The organism is Haloarcula onubensis (assembly GCF_031624605.1).
In the GTDB taxonomy this organism is placed as follows: domain Archaea; phylum Halobacteriota; class Halobacteria; order Halobacteriales; family Haloarculaceae; genus Haloarcula; species Haloarcula onubensis.
The window spans coordinates 269,996-286,787 of the sequence record NZ_JAMQOS010000003.1; the positions used below are offsets into that span (position 1 = coordinate 269,996).

The 16,792-nt window shown below is 69.2% G+C and carries 16 protein-coding genes; 10 read left to right on the top strand and 6 right to left on the bottom strand.

Going from position 1 to position 16,792, the window contains the following annotated elements:
- Positions 1-2: 2 nt before the first annotated feature.
- From NDI86_RS10810 to NDI86_RS10820, 3 genes are all read left to right on the top strand, one after another.
- Complete coding sequence (locus NDI86_RS10810; RefSeq protein WP_310900435.1) at positions 3-947, top strand: replication factor A; 945 nt, start codon at positions 3-5, stop codon at positions 945-947.
- Positions 948-1,556 carry an RPA family protein gene (locus NDI86_RS10815; protein WP_310900436.1) on the top strand — a complete coding sequence of 203 codons (609 nt, stop codon included), beginning with the start codon at positions 948-950 and terminating at the stop codon, positions 1,554-1,556.
- A 120-nt stretch (positions 1,557-1,676) separates the two neighbouring features.
- Positions 1,677-1,880 (top strand): hypothetical protein, encoded by a 204-nt coding sequence (locus NDI86_RS10820; protein WP_310900437.1) that lies wholly within the window; start codon positions 1,677-1,679, stop codon positions 1,878-1,880.
- An 8-nt stretch (positions 1,881-1,888) separates the two neighbouring features.
- On the opposite strand, the gene NDI86_RS10825 is transcribed toward NDI86_RS10820, so the two are convergent.
- Positions 1,889-2,305, bottom strand: coding sequence for a VOC family protein (locus tag NDI86_RS10825; protein WP_310900438.1), 417 nt, complete (start codon positions 2,303-2,305; stop codon positions 1,889-1,891).
- A gap of 102 nt (positions 2,306-2,407) precedes the next feature.
- Here NDI86_RS10825 and NDI86_RS10830 point away from each other — a divergent pair, with 102 nt between their 5' ends.
- On the top strand, positions 2,408-2,845 hold the full coding sequence (locus NDI86_RS10830; RefSeq protein WP_310900439.1) for a DUF8146 domain-containing protein: 438 nt from the start codon (positions 2,408-2,410) through the stop codon (positions 2,843-2,845).
- A gap of 22 nt (positions 2,846-2,867) precedes the next feature.
- On the opposite strand, the gene NDI86_RS10835 is transcribed toward NDI86_RS10830, so the two are convergent.
- Entirely contained in the window at positions 2,868-3,323 is a 456-nt protein-coding gene (locus NDI86_RS10835; RefSeq protein WP_310900440.1) for a DUF5814 domain-containing protein, read from the bottom strand.
- Between the two features lie 160 nt (positions 3,324-3,483).
- Here NDI86_RS10835 and NDI86_RS10840 point away from each other — a divergent pair, with 160 nt between their 5' ends.
- Complete coding sequence (locus tag NDI86_RS10840) at positions 3,484-4,137, top strand: hypothetical protein (RefSeq protein WP_310900441.1); 654 nt, start codon at positions 3,484-3,486, stop codon at positions 4,135-4,137.
- Between the two features lie 140 nt (positions 4,138-4,277).
- Positions 4,278-5,372, top strand: a complete 1,095-nt coding sequence (locus NDI86_RS10845; protein ID WP_310900442.1) for a saccharopine dehydrogenase family protein — start codon at positions 4,278-4,280, stop codon at positions 5,370-5,372.
- A gap of 159 nt (positions 5,373-5,531) precedes the next feature.
- Here NDI86_RS10845 and NDI86_RS10850 read toward each other — a convergent pair whose 3' ends face one another.
- Entirely contained in the window at positions 5,532-5,666 is a 135-nt protein-coding gene (locus NDI86_RS10850) for a hypothetical protein (protein ID WP_310900443.1), read from the bottom strand.
- Between the two features lie 62 nt (positions 5,667-5,728).
- Here NDI86_RS10850 and NDI86_RS10855 point away from each other — a divergent pair, with 62 nt between their 5' ends.
- The 3 genes from NDI86_RS10855 (at position 5,729) to NDI86_RS10865 (ending at position 12,077) form a co-directional block, all read left to right on the top strand.
- On the top strand, positions 5,729-5,890 hold the full coding sequence (locus NDI86_RS10855; protein ID WP_310900444.1) for a hypothetical protein: 162 nt from the start codon (positions 5,729-5,731) through the stop codon (positions 5,888-5,890).
- Positions 5,891-6,082: 192 nt separating this feature from the next.
- Positions 6,083-11,149 (top strand): choice-of-anchor D domain-containing protein, encoded by a 5,067-nt coding sequence (locus NDI86_RS10860; protein WP_310900445.1) that lies wholly within the window; start codon positions 6,083-6,085, stop codon positions 11,147-11,149.
- Positions 11,150-11,201: 52 nt separating this feature from the next.
- Complete coding sequence (locus NDI86_RS10865) at positions 11,202-12,077, top strand: hypothetical protein (protein ID WP_310900446.1); 876 nt, start codon at positions 11,202-11,204, stop codon at positions 12,075-12,077.
- 9 nt (positions 12,078-12,086) lie between these two features.
- Here the strand turns inward: NDI86_RS10865 and NDI86_RS10870 are convergent, their stop codons facing one another.
- The 3 genes from NDI86_RS10870 to NDI86_RS10880 all read right to left on the bottom strand — a co-directional run bounded on the left by NDI86_RS10870 (position 12,087) and on the right by NDI86_RS10880 (position 15,403).
- Entirely contained in the window at positions 12,087-12,923 is an 837-nt protein-coding gene (locus NDI86_RS10870; RefSeq protein WP_310900447.1) for a DUF6920 family protein, read from the bottom strand.
- Between the two features lie 120 nt (positions 12,924-13,043).
- Positions 13,044-14,621: a receiver/sensor box histidine kinase gene (locus NDI86_RS10875; RefSeq protein ID WP_310900448.1), complete on the bottom strand. Its 1,578-nt coding sequence runs from the start codon at positions 14,619-14,621 to the stop codon at positions 13,044-13,046.
- A 224-nt stretch (positions 14,622-14,845) separates the two neighbouring features.
- Complete coding sequence (locus NDI86_RS10880) at positions 14,846-15,403, bottom strand: sugar O-acetyltransferase (protein ID WP_310900449.1); 558 nt, start codon at positions 15,401-15,403, stop codon at positions 14,846-14,848.
- Between the two features lie 179 nt (positions 15,404-15,582).
- Here NDI86_RS10880 and NDI86_RS10885 point away from each other — a divergent pair, with 179 nt between their 5' ends.
- A complete protein-coding gene (locus NDI86_RS10885; RefSeq protein WP_310900450.1) occupies positions 15,583-16,698 on the top strand; it encodes a hypothetical protein in 1,116 nt (371 codons plus the stop codon).
- Positions 16,699-16,792: the final 94 nt, after the last annotated feature.

Here is a 16,792-nt window from a genome sequence, read left to right on the forward strand (position 1 = left end):
CAATGTCAGCAACAGATTTGCGTACCCACGCCGAAGAGATTCACGACCAGTTCAGCGACCAGCTCGACATCGACGTCGACGACGTCGAAGAGCGGCTGGACACGCTGGTCAACGAGTACAAGGTGCCCGCGAGCGAGGCCCGTCGCAGCGTCGTCAACACGTACTTGGACGAGGCCGGGATGGACCGCGACCAGCTCGGCGGCACCGGCGGTAGCGGCAACGAGCAGGTGACCGTCTCGGACGTCGACGCCCCCGAGGAGTGGGTCGACATCCGCGGGACGGTCGTCGAACTGTGGGACCCCCGCGCCGACGCCGTGGCCCAGGTCGGGCTGCTGGGCGACGAGACGGGGACCATCAAGTTCACCAAGTGGTCCAAATCCGACCTCCCCGAACTGGAGGAGGGCAAGTCCTACGAGCTACGGAACGTCGTCACCGACGAGTACCAGGGCCGGTTCTCGGTGAAACTCAACCGGACCACGACCATCGAGGAACTGGACGAGGAGATCGAGGTCGGGTCGGACAGCGTCGAGGTCGCGGGCGCGCTGGTCGACATCCAGTCGGGCTCGGGCCTCATCAAGCGCTGCCCCGAGGAGGACTGTACCCGCGTCCTCCAGAACGGTCGCTGCAGCGAGCACGGCGAGGTCGAAGGGGAGTTCGACCTCCGAATCAAGGGCGTGCTCGACGACGGCGAGGAGGTCACCGAGGTCATCTTCGACGAGGAAGCGACCGAGAAGCTCACCGGCATCACCCTCGAAGAAGCGAAGGAGATGGCCATGGACGCGCTGGACACGACCGTCGTGGCCGACGAGATGCGCGCCGACATCCTCGGCCGGTACTACAGGGTGACGGGCCCGACCTTCGGTCGCTACGTCCTGGCCGACGACCAGGAGCGACTGACCGGGACCGTGGACGCGGACGAACTACTCATCAAAGCGAGGTCGATATAGATGGCTACTACCCCCACCCGCGAAGTCGCCCGACGCGTCTTCGCCCGCGAGTTCAACGATGCGAGTTATACGTTCAAGGAGTCCGACGACGAGCGAGCCCCGGTCTACTCGCTGTTGCCGACCGGCGAGCGCGCGAACCGCGTGTTCCTCGTCGGCACGCTGACCGAGACCGAAGACGTCGGCGAGGACAGCGAGTACTGGCAGGGACGGGTCGTCGACCCGAACGGCGACACGTTCTTCATGTACGCCGGGCAGTACCAGCCCGACGCGGCCTCGATGCTGCGCGAACTGGAGCCGCCGGCGTACGTCGCCGTCGTGGGCAAACCGCGGACCTACGAGACCGACGACGGTGACGTAAACGTCTCCATCCGACCGGAGTCCATCTCGGAGGTCGACGAGGCCACCCGCGACCGCTGGGTCGTCGAGGCGGCCGAGCGGACGCTGGAGCGCATCCGTCGGTTCACCGACGCCGACCCCGAGAGTCCGGACGTCGACGAGTACGTCGCGATGGCCCACGAGGAGTACGGCGACGACGTCGAACCGTACCGCCAGTCCGTGGTCGGTGCCCTGGAGAGCATGGAGGAGACGGCGGAAGCGAGCGCGGACTGACGCCCCGTCGCGGCGGCCGCGAGACCCGCTTCGCCGGTCGAACGGCCGTCGGGTATATCGCTGCCACGCGTTCGCAAGCCGTTCGGTTTTGCGTCTCCACTCGCTCTTCTAGCGTCGCCAATGAAACTGCAGGCAGTCACTATCGACGGCACGGTCATCGAGGCGGACGCGTTCGAGACCGACGAGCACGGACTCACGCTACAGCGAACGGACGAGGCGGTGACGGCCGAGTCGGTCGGGTTCGTCCCCTTCGAGCGCCTGATGTACGTCGTGCCCGAGGACGTCGAGCACAAGGTCGATAGCCTCGAAGACCTCCCGGCGTAAGGTCCGGCTCACGTCTCCAGCAGTTCCACCAGCGTCCCGTCGGGGTCCCGTAGAAAGCAGATTCGGGTCCCGCTCTCGGTCGTCTGGGGTTCGGCGATGGTCTCGCACTCCTCGGGCAGGCCGGCGTACGCCGAATCGAGGTCGTCGACTGCCAGCCCCAGGTGTGTCGCGCCGGGCTGATTGAGCCCGGTCTCGGCTGTCGCGTCGCCCTCCGGCGCGTACTCGACGAGTTCGACGCGGGCGTCGCCGGCGTCTAAGTGGACGAACTCGGCGCTCGCGCCCTCGACACCGACGCCGGTGGCGAACGCCTCGCCGCCCACGGAGAACCGGCTCAGTTCGTCGAGTCCGAGCGTGTCGCGGTAGAAGGCGACGGCGCGGTCGAGGTCGCTCACGGTGACGGCGAAGTGGTGTGCGGTGGGGTCCATACCGGACGGTCTTGGCCCGCTCGTAAACCGTTTGGCCCCCGCCGCGGCGTGCGGGCGTCTGACAAACGGTTAAATACGAGGAGTAACCATTACGAGGTAACTATGGGGAACAAAAACAAGACTATCTCGTTCCGGGTCAGCGAGGACAAGTTCGAGACGCTCCGCGAAATCGCGGAGGAGCGCGACATCTCCCTCTCTGCGGTCTTTCGTGACTACGTCGACACGCTCGTCGCCCACGACGGGCAGGTGACGGTCGCGCCGGACCACGAACTGGAGGCCGCAAACGCCGAGGAGACCAGCACCGAGAGCTTCCCGCCGAAAGTCGAGGTACCGAAGAGCTTCGTCCGCGAGCACGAGCGGCTCGAACTGGAGGCCGAACACCTCCGCGAGCAACTGGAGGAACACAAGCGCTACGTGACCAAGCTCCGGACGCAACTCGACGAGATGGACCAGGACGAGGTCATCCACCTCGAAGACCTAGACGAGGGCGAGGAGGAGGACGCCTCCTACCGCATCGGCAGTTTCGACGACGAGTTCTGAGGTCTCCGTCTGCGGCGCTGTCCTATCTGACGAGGTGGTTCCGTCGCTCGCCGGCTTCGCGTTCGACCTCGCGCTCGCCGTCGACGCCCGCGAGCGTCTCGATGGCCTCCAGGGTACGGACGCTGTCGTCCAGAAAGGAGAGGATGTCGCCGGGGTAGGCGTACAGCATGTAGTCGTCGGTCATCACGTCGACGATGGCGTCGGGACCGAGCCCCTGCTCGCGCAGTTCCAGCAGATAGCCGATGAACTTCCGCTCGGGACAGCCACAGTGGGGGGCGGCCTGGCAGTCACAGTCCATGAAGTCCTCGGCGAACTCCAGCACTCGGTCCCGGGAGGCGTCGTCCAGCTTGGCGAGACCCTCGCCCTGAAAGAGGATGTCCAGCGTCGCCCCCTTGAACGCGCCCTTGGGGAAGCTCGTCTCTAGCTGGGAGGCGAGCTGACGGTGGTTCTTGACGTATATCTTGTCCGTGATGGCCACGCGTGCCCCTCCGTAGTCGCCGGGCGAGTAAAAGCGTCCCGGGACGGCTCGGATTCCGCCGCGCCTGCCTCCCAACGCCGGGCTCGCGACCGTCGAGTAGGCTCAAAACACCGTTTGAGCGTAGACAACTTCCTTCTCCGCTCCCGGTCTCGTACCCGACGTGCACAGACGAACCTACCTCGCCGCCCTGGGTGCTGCCGCCAGCGCGACGCTGGCCGGCTGTGGCGCCAGCGACGCGTCGACGGACATCCCCGCCGGGACCCCACAGTCGAGCGAGACGCCCGCCAGCGACCCGACGGACACGCCCGCCGGCCCCGCTACGACGCTCGCGAACACCTCCTTCGAGAACGGGCTGGACGCCTGGCAGGTCGGCCGGGACCTGCCCGAGGACCCCGGCAATCCCGGCCAGCCCGTCGACGCCTCGGTGTCGACGACGACGGCTCGGGCCAACACGGGCGCGTCGAGCGTCGAGATGACCGTCGACGGGAGCGCCGACGACGGGGCGGTCTGGGTCGTCCAGGTCGTCGACTTCGCCGACGCGGCCCGCCTCGCCGTCCACTGTTACAGCCCGGAACAGACGTTCAACGCGCTGGCCGAACTCGCCGTCTACGCCGGGCCGATGCCGGAGGGCGGGCTCCGCGAGGCGGTGTTCGACCGGAGCGAGCAGACCGGCGACCACGCGGGGTGGAAACGCTACGAGTACCCGGTCGACTTTTCGGGGACGGGCGTCGTCGCCGTCGGGATGAACGTCGTCTGGGAGACCACGGTGACGCGGTGGTTCGACGACGTCGGGCTGCTCGGCGAGGAGGAGTGACTCCGATGGCGTCGGTAGCGGTCCGTTCGCCGCCGCTTCAGAAACGGAAGAACGACATATTCCTGTCTCATTGCAGGCGATATGAATCACTATCGTCGGCTGTCCGTGAGGACTGACTCCGCGGTGGGTCGGGCCGGCCGATGAGCGGGGCCGTGCTGGTCGTCGGCGGTTACGGGGTCGTCGGCCGCACCGTCTGCCGTCGACTGGCGGCCCGTACCGACCGTCGCGTCGTCGCCGCCGGACGCACGCGCAGGCGGGCGATGGCGTTCGCCGACGGCGTCGACGGCGTCGCACCCGGCGTGGTCGACGTAGCCGACGAATCGACGTACAACGCGGCCCTCGACGGCGTCGACTGCGCCGTCGTCTGTGTCACCGCACCCGACACCGTCTTCGCCCGCGCCTGTCTGGACCGGGGGGTCGACTACGTCGATATCTCCCCGTCGGACGCGTTTCTGCGGGCCGTCGAGGAACTCGACGGGACGGCGAGCGACCGCGGTTCGACGGCGGCCCTGAGCGTCGGGCTCGCGCCGGGGATGACGAACCTGCTCGCCGCGGCCGGCGCGGCCCAACTCGACCGCGTCGACTCGGTGCGACTCGCCGTCTTGCTCGGGACCGGCGAACAGGTGGGTGCGGACACCTACGACTGGGTCCTCGACCGGCTCCGGGGGTCGTTCCCGGTCCGCGATGCGGGCCGACAGCGGCCCGTGGCGGCGTTCTCGGAGCCGTGGTGCGTCTCGCTGCCCGGCCACGGACGGCGACGGTGCTACCGGTACGACCTCGCCGACCAGCACGTCCTCGCGCGAACGATGGATATCCCGTCGGTGGGGACCTGGCTCTGTTACGACTCCCGACTCGCCACGGCGCTCTCGGCGCTCGCGGCGCGGACCGGCACGGTCGACGCGCTCCTGGGGGCGGTCGACCGTCGGCGACTGGTCGAGACCCTCGCTTCGACCGCGGACCGGCTCCCCGTCGGCGGCGACCCGTTCGTCGCGCTGGCGGCCGTCACGGGACGGCGAGAGGGAGAGGCCCGCACCGTCCGCCGGTGGATCCGGGGCCACGACCAGGGGCGGGCGACGGCCGTGGTCGCGGCCGCGGTCACGGAGCGGCTACTCGCCGCCGACCACCCCGCGGGCGTAGCTCACAGCCACCAACTGTTCGAGGCCGCGCCGTTCGAGCGCGCCCTGGCAGCCCGCGGCTATGGCGTCGGTTCCGAGACCGTCGCGGGCGGCGAGTAGCCTCACCGCTCGTCGGTCAGAGCGCCACCGTCTCACGGGGGCGACGACCGGGGCCTCGCCGTCCCGTCCGGGCGGCCGTTGTTGGGTCCGTATCCGTCGCCTCGCCCGATTTCGGCGCAGACATACGCCGTTCGTATCTCTTCGAACGGCAGTCGGCCGTTACTGGATGACCTCGGCCGCGTCGCGGTAGACAATTGGCGTTCGGACCACGAACCCCGACAGCCGGTCGCCCCGGTGGATGACGTCGAACAGCATCGTCTCGATGCCGTCGACCGTGGTGTTCAGTTCGAGCACCCGGGCCTCCTCGATGTCCGGGGCGTTCGCCAGCGCGGTGTTTGGCGACGTAGGTTTCGCTCGTGCTGGGCGAGGACGTGCTGACCGTCCTCGACGTGACCCGTTTCGGCGGCCTCTACGACACGCTCGTCCGCTCCATCGCGGTGCTCGCCTCCCTGAACCGCCTCGCTGGCGCCGCCGCCGTCTGGGTCCTCCGTCGGGCCGGCAGTGTCGAGTCGGCCTGAGCGACCGGCGCTCGACACGGGTCGAACTCCCGGGTCACCCGCTTCGCTGACAAATCGAATTACGCAATACGAGGCTCTCTCACAGGGAGATAACGGTGGCACGAATTTATGTTTTGTTGGTACGTGGTCTATATTAATGGGGTACCTATCTCTGGGGCAGATTCGGGCTAGTTGCCGTGGTGGGGAGGCGTTATGCAACGAAGTGAGGCTGTAACCCTCTCTCGCTCGGCACGAGCGGTCGCGCTGTCGATACTGGTCGTCGTCGCTACGTTCGCGTGGGTGCCGATGACCGCCGGAGCAGCACAGGGAGGACTGGCTCTCGAACAGCAGGGCGACGACGCGATAACTGCCGGTGCGGAAATCGACCTCGAAGTCACGGGCAATCCGGGCAACAACGACGGCATCTTCGTCTGTGACATCGAGGGCGGCACCGTACAGGACTCGGGGGCCAATCAGCGGGTCGGGGACACGTTCACCGTCGTGGTCAGCGACGGCGACACGCTGCGTATCGACGTTTCACAGGGGCGCTCGTGCAAGCCCAAACAGGACGGCGGGGACTGGGACTTCGACGCGGCCATCCAGGTCGGTGACAGCGACGACGACGGCGCGAACGATAGCGACGGGGACGGCGTCAGCAACGACGACGAGACCGACGCCGGTACGGACCCAGACGACCCGGACGACACTCCCGAAGACGATGGTGAGGAGTCAGACGATGGTGAGGAGTCAGACGATGGTGAGGAGTCAGACGATGGTGAGGAGTCAGACGATGGTGAGGAGTCAGACGATGGTGAGGAGTCAGACGATGGTCAAGACGAGGACGATTTCACGGACAGCGACGACGACGGACTGACTGACGAGCAGGAGGACGCCCTCGGTACCGACCCGAGCGACGACGACACGGACGACGACGGTGAGTCCGACGGAGAGGAAGTCGGTGATGAGGCCACTGACCCGACCGATACCGACGGCGACGGCGACATCGACGCCGTGGAGTCCGACGAGACCGATAGCGACGACGACGGCGTTCCCGACGAACGGGACGCCGAGAACGACGACGGTTCGAACGACACGGACGGCGATGGTGTCAGCAACCAGGAGGAGACCGCCGCGGGAACCGACCCGGAAGACGGCGGCGACACGCCGACCGACACCGACGGGGACGGAACCTTCGACGGCAACGACCCCGACGACGACGGCGACGGCGTCTCCGATGACCGCGAGGACGAGCTAGGGACCGACCCGACAGACGAGGACAGCGACGGTGACGGGCTCACTGACGGCGCGGAAGTGGACGCTGGCACGGACCCGACGGACGCGGACACGGACGGGGATGGCGAATCCGACGGCGAGGAGGTCGGCGACGATGTCGACGCGCCGACTGACACCGACGGGGACGGCGATGTCGACGCCGTGGAGTCCGACGAGGACGACGCTGACGGCGACGGCGTGGTCGACGAGCGCGACGCCGAGAACGACGACGGTTCGAACGACACGGACGGGGATGGCGTCAGCAACGACGACGAATCCGACGCCGGGACCGACCCGGAGGACCCCGACGATACCCCCGCCGATGAGGACTCCGGGGAAGAGGACGATGGTGAGGACTCCGGGGAAGAGGACGATGGTGAGGACTCCGGGGAAGATGACGATGGTGAGGACTCCGGGGAAGATGACGATGGTGAGGACTCCGGGGAAGATGACGATGGTGAGGACTCCGGGGAAGATGACGATGGTGAGGACTCCGGGGAAGAGGACGATGGTGAGGACTCCGGGGAAGAGGACGATGGTGAGGACTCCGGGGAAGAGGACGGCCCCACGGACAGCGACGGCGACGGGCTGACGGACGAGCAGGAGGCCGACATCGGCACCGACCCGACCGACGACGACACCGATGGGGACGGCGAGACAGACGGCGAGGAGGTCGGCGACGACACCGACGAGCCGACCGACACGGACGGTGACGGCGACATCGACGCCGTGGAGTCCGACGAGGAGGACGCCGACGGCGATGGCGTCCCCGACGAGCGCGACGCCGACGATGACGACCCGTCGAACGACAGCGACGGCGACGGCATCAGCAACGAGGACGAGAGCGACGTCGGCACCGACCCCGAGGACGACGGCGAGACGCCGACCGATACGGACGGGGACGGCACCCCGGACGAACTCGACGATGACGACGACGGCGACGGCGTTCCCGACGCGGACGACGACGCACCGCTCCAGCCCGAGGACGAAGACGGTGTCGAGGACGGCGACGGTGCGCCGGAGACCGACGCCGACGGCGACGGGCTGACAGACGAGCAAGAGGACGACCTCGGCACCCACCCGACGAACGGCGATACGGACGACGACGGCGAATCCGACGGTGAGGAGGTCGGCGACGACACCGACGCGCCGGTCGATACGGACGGAGATGGCGACATCGACGCGCTCGAACCGGACGACGAGGACAGTGACGACGACGGCGTGGTCGACGAGCGCGACGCCGACGATGACGACGGGTCGAACGACAGCGACGGCGACGGTGTCAGCAACGAGGACGAGACCGCGGCCGGAACTGACCCCGAAGACGACGGCGACACGCCGACCGACACGGACGGGGACGGCACCCCGGATGCGCTCGACGATGACGACGACGGCGACGGGCTGACGGACGAGCAGGAGGCCGACCTCGGGACCGACCCGACCGACGCGGACACGGACGGTGACGGAGAAAGTGACGGCGAGGAAGTCGGTGCGGACACCACTGACCCGACCGATACCGACGGCGACGGCGACATCGACGCCGTGGAGTCCGACGAAACCGATAGCGACGACGACGGCGTTCCCGACGAACGGGACGCCGAGAACGACGACGGGTCGAACGACACGGACGGCGACGGCGCCAGCAACGACGACGAATCCGACGCCGGCACCGACCCCGAAGACGACAGCGACACGCCGACCGACGGCCCGTCGCTGACGCTCTCGGAGTCGGCCGTCCAGTTCTCGCCCGTCGGCGCGGGCGACCGGGCCACCGTGACCGTCGACGTGACCAACACCGGTACCGACGCCGGGGAACTCTCGAACCTCAGCATCACCGGGACGGATGCGGACCAGTTCGCCGTCGCCAACGACTCGCTCGTCGTCGCTCCCGGAGAGTCACGTCAGCTCTTGCTGACGTTCGAACCGACCGTCCACGGCGAGTTCGACGCGGCGCTGGCCGCCGACGCCGCGACGACGCTCCTGACGCTTTCGGGCTCGGCCGTCAGACCGACGATTGGCATCGACGTGGACCGCCTCCAGTTCGACGCCGTCTCGGCCGGACAGACGGTCTACATGAACGTCACCGTCCGGAACCTCGTCCAGTCGCGGACGAACCTGACGGTGACCGACCTCCCCATCGTCGGGGAGGACCCCGACGAGTTCGCCGTCGCCCGCGGCGGGGCGCCCTTTACCCTGGCGCCCGGCGAGTCCCGCGACATCGAAGTCGCGTTCACCCCGATTACGGACGGTAACCGGAGCGCACAGCTCCAGATATTCAGCAACGCGGCGAACCGCTCGCAGATATCGGTCTGGCTCTCGAACACGCGCTCGTACGTCGTCGTCCAGGGCGTCGACACGGACGCGACGGCCGAGAACACGGTCAACGTCGACGTGAACAACGCCGTCCCGGGCGGCTGGTTCGCCGTCAACGTCTCCCAGGTGTCGACCCGAGACCACGCCGTCACCGTCGACCGCCTGGAGATGACGGCGATTCCCGGCGGCGACTTCCTGATGAACCTCACGCAGTCGGCCGACCCCATCGCCCGAGCGCCCGAGTTCAGCGTGGCCGACGGCGAAATCGCACTCCAGCATATCGAACTCACCCACTCGATCCCGAACTCGGATTTCGACGACACCGCCATCGTCTTCCGGGTCGACCGGGACGCCCTAGACGAGGGCACCGACCCCGCGGCGGTCGCGTTACACCGGTACAACACGACCGAGGGCCAGTGGAACCGTATCGACACCGAACTGGTCCGCACGACGGCGGGTCACTACCACTACCGCGTCGAGACGCCGGGCTTCTCGCAGTTCGTTATCACCGGCCCGACGGCCGGGTCGGGCGACTCGACCGACAGCGGCGGAAGCGCCGGTGACACGTCGAGTGGGGGAAGCGCCGGTGACACGTCGAGCGGCGGAAGTGCCGGTGACACGTCGAGCGGCGGAAGCGCCGGTGACACGTCGAGCGGCGGAAGTGCCGGTGACGGTTCCGGTGCTGACACCTCGACTGACGGGAGTTCCGGCGACAGCTTGACCGCCGGAAGCACGGCCTCACCGAGCAGTACCGACGGCCCGTCCGCCGGAAGCGGCGGGTCCACCGGCGGGAGCGCGACGACCGCGACCGGAGGTGCCTCCGGCGGCACGTCGACCGACGGCGGTTCCGGCGACGGTGACAGCTCCGACGACAGCGAGCCGTCGGGCGGGAGCGACGGCCCCTCGGGTGACAGCGAGGGCGGTGTGACCGACGGTGACGACGCCGAGGACGACACGTCCACCGACGACGGGCCGACCGGCGACAGCGCCCCGAGCGCGACCGACGGCTCGACGGCGACCAGTACGCCCGTCGCGGCAGCCGGGAGCGGGTCCGGCGACGCAGCGCCCAGCGCGGACGAGTTCCAGTTCGGGGGGAACCTCTCCGTCCTCGGCGGAATCGTCGGCCTCGCCGGCCTGCTCGCCGGGCTGTTGGCCGTCGCCCGGCGGCGCAGACGGGACACGACGCTCTCGCTTACCGCCACCGACCCGGCGCTTCGCCTCGAACCCGGTGAGGGCACCGACGGCGTCACCGTGACGCGGCTTCGCCGGCCCGACGCCGCGTCGACCGCCGACCGCGAGGACGCGCCGCCGGAGCGAGCCGTCACCGACGGCGCCGGCGCCGCGAACCTGTTCGACGCGCAGGTGGTCCTCGAACCGTCCGAGCGCCGCCCCGAACCGGCCGCCGGGCTCCACGTCGCGTTCGAGCGGGACGGCGACGGCGTCGGCCCGACCGACGCGAACTCGGCGCACTTCGCGGACGTCTTCGAGGTCGTCAACGGTGGCGTCGATACCGTCGCCGTCACCGCCAGCGGTATCGAGACGCCACGCGTCGCGCTGCTCGCCGGGAGCGACGCGCTCTCTGACGGGGCGGTCCGCCTCGGCCCGAAGGAACGGCGCTCGGTCAGCGTCACGTTCGAGGCCGACTTCCGGGCGGGCGAGGACGTCGAGGCGACGCTGACGACCGCCGCGGAGTGACCCTGCCTCCGACAGGAGGATTGACGCCGCTGGAGTGCCACCCGTGGGATAGATGAGCCTCGACCGGCCGCCGTTCGGACGCGCCCTCCGACAGCGGGTCGAGGGCCGGGACCTCGCGGTACTCGCCGTCGTCCCCTGTGTCCTCCTCGCAGCGTTCCTCCTCCCGGTGTCGACGCGACAGGCGCTCGCATTCGAGTACGCCGACCCGTCGCTGCTGTCGGCGTTCGCGAGCGCGTACGTCCACACGACGGCGGCACACCTCGCGGTCAACCTGCTCGGCTACCTCCTCGTCGGCTCCGTGACGTTCGCGACGACGCTCCTGTGTGGCTACCGGACCCGGCTCTACGTCGCCCTGTTCACCTATCTCACCGTCTTTCCGTTCCTGCTTGCGGGTTTCGGACTGCTGTTCGTCCGTCAGGGAGTCGGCCTCGGCTTTTCGGGGGTGTTGCTCGCGCTCTATGGCTACCTCCCCCTCGCGCTGAGCGACTTCGTCACGGAGCAGTTCCACCTCGACGCGGAGCGCAACGCCGCGCCGCTGCTGTTTTTCCTGGGGCTGGGTATCGTCACCGTCCTCGGCGTGTGGCCGTCGCTCTCGGACGGGACGGTCCTGCTGGGGTCGGCCGGGCTGGTGGTCGTCATCGCGCTCGTCCTGGCGTGGTACGGGCTCGCCATCATCGACGAGGACGACGAGTTGCGAACGACGCTGTCGCTCGCCTGGCGCGCCTCGGGCTACGCCGAACTGTTCGTCGTCGCGCTGGTCGTGTTCGTCACCTTCCCCCTCGCCATGTTCCCGCCCGATATCGTCCCACAGCGGACCGTCGTCGACACCTACACCCACCTGCTGGCGTACGCGCTGGGGTTCACGGCGACGTACGTCGCGTCGCTCGCCAGCGACGCCCTCGCCGACGGAGAGCGGGCCTGGCTGTGACCGGTCCGCTCACTCGTCGTACTCGATATCGGTCACGCGGCCCCGCCAGGCCCGCAGGTCGCCCGCCGGGAGCCCCCAGATGACCTCACCCGTCCGTGGAACCACCAGCCCGTCGCGGCGTTCGTAGTCGCTCCAGCGCCCGGTCCAGGGCGTCCGCTCGAACCCGTCGCCCACGCGCCGGTAGCGCTCGCCGTGAACTTCCGTCACTCGTCCGTCGTCGAACGTGAACGTCAGCGAGGCCGTGACGCCGGCGCGTTCGACGGTCGCCTCGGCCGTCCGGTCGTCGATTGGCTCCCAGCGAACGCCCTCGCCGGGGAGCAGCGCCGTCGGATACCAGACCGCCTCGGCGAGGTAGCGCTGGAGGTCGGCCTCGACCAGTTCCGGACTCGTCCCGGCGCTGTCGATTGGGAGGACACCCCACAGCGAGACGGCCGCCGACCCCTCGCCGTCGCGCAGCGAGTCGCGGACCCAGACGTCCGCGAGCGGTGCGAGGCGCACCCGCGCGTCCCACAGGAAGCCGGGCGGGTCGACCGTGACGTGGTGGGTCGCCCGGAAGGGGCGCCACCGCGACGACGCGTCGCCGGTGCGCAACTGCCCCGTCTGCTCGACGCGTGCCGTGTCGACGAGGGGCCGCCCGTCGGGAATCGCCGCCGTCAGATACCGGCGAACGGGGCCGGGGAGGGCCGCGACCGAGTCGGGCGAAAACGTCGCCTCGCGCCCGGTGGCCGCCGACCGCCGGAGTGTGGCCACTCGCTGCCTCGACCGGCGCGCCCGCACGCGTCGGACGGCGACGGCGGCGCCCGCCATCGCGAGTCCCACACCGGCGAGTCGCCGTGGTGAGTGCATACGAGTTGTTTCCCGGCCCGCGCTGAAAAGCCGTCCCCCGTCGCCGTGACCGCCGGCGGTGTCGCTCGCTCACGTGCCCGCACCTCGGAGCTGTCGTCGTCCCACGGCCCCCGCTCCCGCCTACTGGGTCCGTATCTCGAACCGGGCCCCGCCCAGTTCGCTCGTCGCGACCGATATCTCCCAGCCGTGGGCACCGACGATTTCCTCGACGATGGAGAGGCCAAAGCCGGTCCCGTCCGCGTTCGTCGTGTAGCCGTGGTCGAAAACCTCGGCCCGCGCCTCGGGCGGGATACCGACGCCGTCGTCTTCGACGGCGAAGCCGGCGATACCGCCGCCCGGTGCCGTCTCGACGACGGAGACGCGGACGGTCAGGGGTCGACCGTCCGTGGACCCGTGTTCGATTGCGTTGCGAAAGAGGTTCTCGAAGAGCCGCAACAGTCGGGTGCGGTCGGCCTCGACCGTGACGGTTCCGGGGACGTCTACGTCGAGTGTCGCCCCGTCCGTCTCGACGGTCGCCCAGCCGTCCCGCGCCGCCGTCGTGAGGGCCACGGGCGCGCGCTCGTCGACCGACTGCCCGGACCGTGACAGCGCCAGCAAGTCCGCGATGATGGCTTCCATCCGCCGCCCGGACCGCTCGACTGCGGCGAGATGCTCGCTCTCCTCGCGCTCTCGCAGATACGCCACCCGACCGAGAATCACCTCAAGCGGGTTCCGGAGGTCGTGGCTGACCACGCTCGCGAACTTATCGAGGCGCTCGTTGTGGGCTACCAGTTCCTGCTCGCGTCGCTGCAATCCCTCTCTGGCCCGAATCGAGTCGATGGCGTGTCCGACCGTCTCCCCGAGTTCGCCAAGCACCGCCAGTTCCTGCGTGTCGAAGTCACCGTCGCTCGCTCCGACCCCGAGCAGTCCGTGGACGTCGTCGGTCCCGACGATGGGGACGACCGCCAGCGACTCGACGCCGCCCGCTTCGAGCGCCTCCCGCGCCGTCCCTATCACGTCGTCCGCTCGCACGTCCGTGACGACCTGTACGGTCCCCGTCTCGACTGCCGCGGTGGACGCTGTCTCCGGTCCGACGGGGAGTTCGAGCCCGTCCAGCGCGGCGCCACCGGGGCCAGCCGACGCTACCACCCGCACGTGTGTCTCCGCCGCGTGGTACCGCCCGACCCACGCCGTCTCGTAGGCCGTCGATTCGGTCAGCCGGCCACAGACCGCCCGTTCGAGCGCCCTCCGGTCGTGCTGTTCGACCAGCTCTCCCGTCGCGATTCGAAGCGTCTCGTTGAGTTGCCCGACCGCCTCTAGCGCACGCTTTCGCTCCGCGGCGCGGGCGTCGTAGACGCCGACGATGGCGCCGACGAGCGCGCCGAACGTGGTGATGGTAATCCCCCCGACCGGCCTGCTCAGCAACTCGTTGCCGGCGAACACGATTGCCAGGCCGTAGAGATACGCGGCGAGGACCGAGAGCGACACCACGCCGCCTGCCATCCACGCCAGCAGTCGCGGGAGGTACCGCGCCTCGATGAGCCGACCGTGAGCCAGCAACACGCCGGTGCCCGCGAGCATGAGCGAGAGGGCAATCGGATACGCCTGGACGGTCCAGTACACCGACTCAGAGGTTATCGCCGCGTCCACGAGCAGGAACACGGCGAGGCCGCTGCCCAGCAGCGCGATGAGTCCGCCACTCAGCTGTCGACGCTCCATGTCCACTACCTGCCGTGTCGTTGTTTCAGCCACGTGCGTTCGTCCTCGTAAACCGCAGCCGGACCGGGACAGCGACGGTTCAGCGAGAGATAGCCCTCGTCGGTCGTTGCACGGTATCTCGCCCCCTCGGTCGACTGTCCGCGACCGTTCATACGTCCCGTACTGGAACTGTCTATATCAGCCTACGGGTGCCGTTCTGGCCGTCGACCGCGCGTCTCCAATCCCTAGTCGAGTTCTCTCACGACCGTCGCCGGGTTGCCGCCCACGACGGCGTCGGCGGGCACGTCGTCGGTGACGACGGCCCCCGAGGCCACCACTGCGCGGTCGCCGATATCGACGCCCGGGTTGAGGACCGCCTGCCCGCCAATCCAGACGTCGTCGCCGACGGTGACGGGCTCGCCACACTCTCTCCCCGCTGCTCGCGTCTCCGCGTCCAGTGGGTGGGTCGCCGCGTAGACGTGGACGGACGGCCCCAGCAGACAGCGGTCGCCGAACGCTATCGGGCAGACGTCGAGAAAGACACAGCCGAAGTTCGCGAAGAAGTCGTCGCCGACGCTGAGTTGCTCGCCGTAGTCACACCGGAACGGGGGCTCGACGGTCGGGCGCTCGCCGACGGCGCCGAACAGTTCGGAGAGGAGCAGCCGTCGACTCTCGCGGTCGGTCGCACCCGTGCGATTGTACAACTGGACGAGTTCCCTGGCCCGTTCGCGTTCGGCGACGAGTTCGGGGTCCCGCGGGTCGTACAGCTCGCCGGCGAGCATCCGTTCTCTCTCGGTGGGCATACGAGTCGTTTCGGCGGCGAAGGGATACCACTGGTGCTCACGGGCCCGCCGTTCCCGGCGGTCTGCCGACGCTGCAGTTGCGACCGTGTCGTCTACGCGTTCCGTGCCAGTCGGTCACGGACAAAGCGCCGTTTGAGTCTCCCGAACCGTTATTTTATACCCAACTGACAGTATGCGTGATGGCACGTACATCGCTGCTCCTCCTCGTCGTCGTCTCGGTGACGATAGCCGGCTGTTCCGGCGTCCAGAACCCGGGCACACCGACGGCGGAGCCGACCGGCGTCCCGCCCGACAACAGCACCGTCGCACCCAACCAGATACCCGGTGTCTCGGACGGGACACTGACGAACGCCACGGCGCTCGCGACGGCCAACGGGGCCGGTATCGTCGACGGCGGCGCGACGGTTCGAATCACGCGGACGAACGGCGACAGCGAGGAGACGGCGCTGCTGACGGTGGCCGCCGACGGCACCGCCGAGTTCTCGCGGACGATGTCGGCCGGCGACAACGAGTCCACCGTCGCGTACTACGCCAACGACTCGGCGACCTACGTGCGGGTGGACAGCGGCGGCGAGACCCGCTACCGCGTCGTCGAGCAGGCCTTCCGACCCCTCGACGGCGTCAACTCGTCGCTCGAAACCGTGCTGGCCGCCGGAAACTTCACCGTCGCCAACGAGTCGACCGGCTCGGCGACCGTCGTGTTGACCGCCGACGAGTTCGACGCGCCGCTGGACGACGTCCTCGACGACGCGACGCCACAGCGCGCTCGCCTGGTGGTGGCGGCGGACGGCGGGGTCCGGAACCTCACGCTCACCGGCGAGCGAGACGGCGCGGCGGTTACCTACGCGTACGAACGACGTGACGCCGCCGTCGACCGGGTCCCCACCCCCGACTGGCTCGCCGACGTGCCGCCGACGGCCGACCTGCACGCCGACCTCACGACGGACGTGGTGAACGACTCGTACCTCCGTCTCGACCACGACGGGGGCGACACGGTCCCGGGGAACTCGACGCTCCGGTTCACCGTGAACGACACCGCCGGCACCGTCACGTTCGACGCGCCGTTCGAAGCCGGCGACACCCGGTACGCCTACTTCGCGGCGTCGGACGGCTCGCTCGTGGTGAGCGACGACCGACCGGCCGCCGACGCGACGGCGTCCTTCGACAGTCCGGCGTCGGTCACGATTACGACGGCCGACGGCGTGACGCTGCTCAGTGCCGGGATGGCCTGGGGCTCCGAATCGGTGAGCGCGGAGGCCGCGGCCGACGGCGGCGGAAACGGGAGCGACGCGTAGCCGGTCCCGGACGGCCTCGCCGTAGCCGACAGCGTGCGGGCCGGGGTGCCCGACAGCGGCTATCACCCCGGTAGCGTCGCCCGTGGCCGTGGCG

Coding starts and splice junctions, on each gene's coding strand:
- NDI86_RS10810 (WP_310900435.1), top strand. CDS start 3: ATGTCAGCAACAGATTTGCGTACCCACGCCGAAGAGATTCACGACCAG.
- NDI86_RS10815 (WP_310900436.1), top strand. CDS start 948: ATGGCTACTACCCCCACCCGCGAAGTCGCCCGACGCGTCTTCGCCCGC.
- NDI86_RS10820 (WP_310900437.1), top strand. CDS start 1,677: ATGAAACTGCAGGCAGTCACTATCGACGGCACGGTCATCGAGGCGGAC.
- NDI86_RS10825 (WP_310900438.1), bottom strand. CDS start 2,305: ATGGACCCCACCGCACACCACTTCGCCGTCACCGTGAGCGACCTCGAC.
- NDI86_RS10830 (WP_310900439.1), top strand. CDS start 2,408: ATGGGGAACAAAAACAAGACTATCTCGTTCCGGGTCAGCGAGGACAAG.
- NDI86_RS10845 (WP_310900442.1), top strand. CDS start 4,278: ATGAGCGGGGCCGTGCTGGTCGTCGGCGGTTACGGGGTCGTCGGCCGC.
- NDI86_RS10860 (WP_310900445.1), top strand. CDS start 6,083: ATGCAACGAAGTGAGGCTGTAACCCTCTCTCGCTCGGCACGAGCGGTC.
- NDI86_RS10865 (WP_310900446.1), top strand. CDS start 11,202: ATGAGCCTCGACCGGCCGCCGTTCGGACGCGCCCTCCGACAGCGGGTC.
- NDI86_RS10870 (WP_310900447.1), bottom strand. CDS start 12,923: ATGCACTCACCACGGCGACTCGCCGGTGTGGGACTCGCGATGGCGGGC.
- NDI86_RS10875 (WP_310900448.1), bottom strand. CDS start 14,621: ATGGAGCGTCGACAGCTGAGTGGCGGACTCATCGCGCTGCTGGGCAGC.
- NDI86_RS10880 (WP_310900449.1), bottom strand. CDS start 15,403: ATGCCCACCGAGAGAGAACGGATGCTCGCCGGCGAGCTGTACGACCCG.
- NDI86_RS10885 (WP_310900450.1), top strand. CDS start 15,583: ATGGCACGTACATCGCTGCTCCTCCTCGTCGTCGTCTCGGTGACGATA.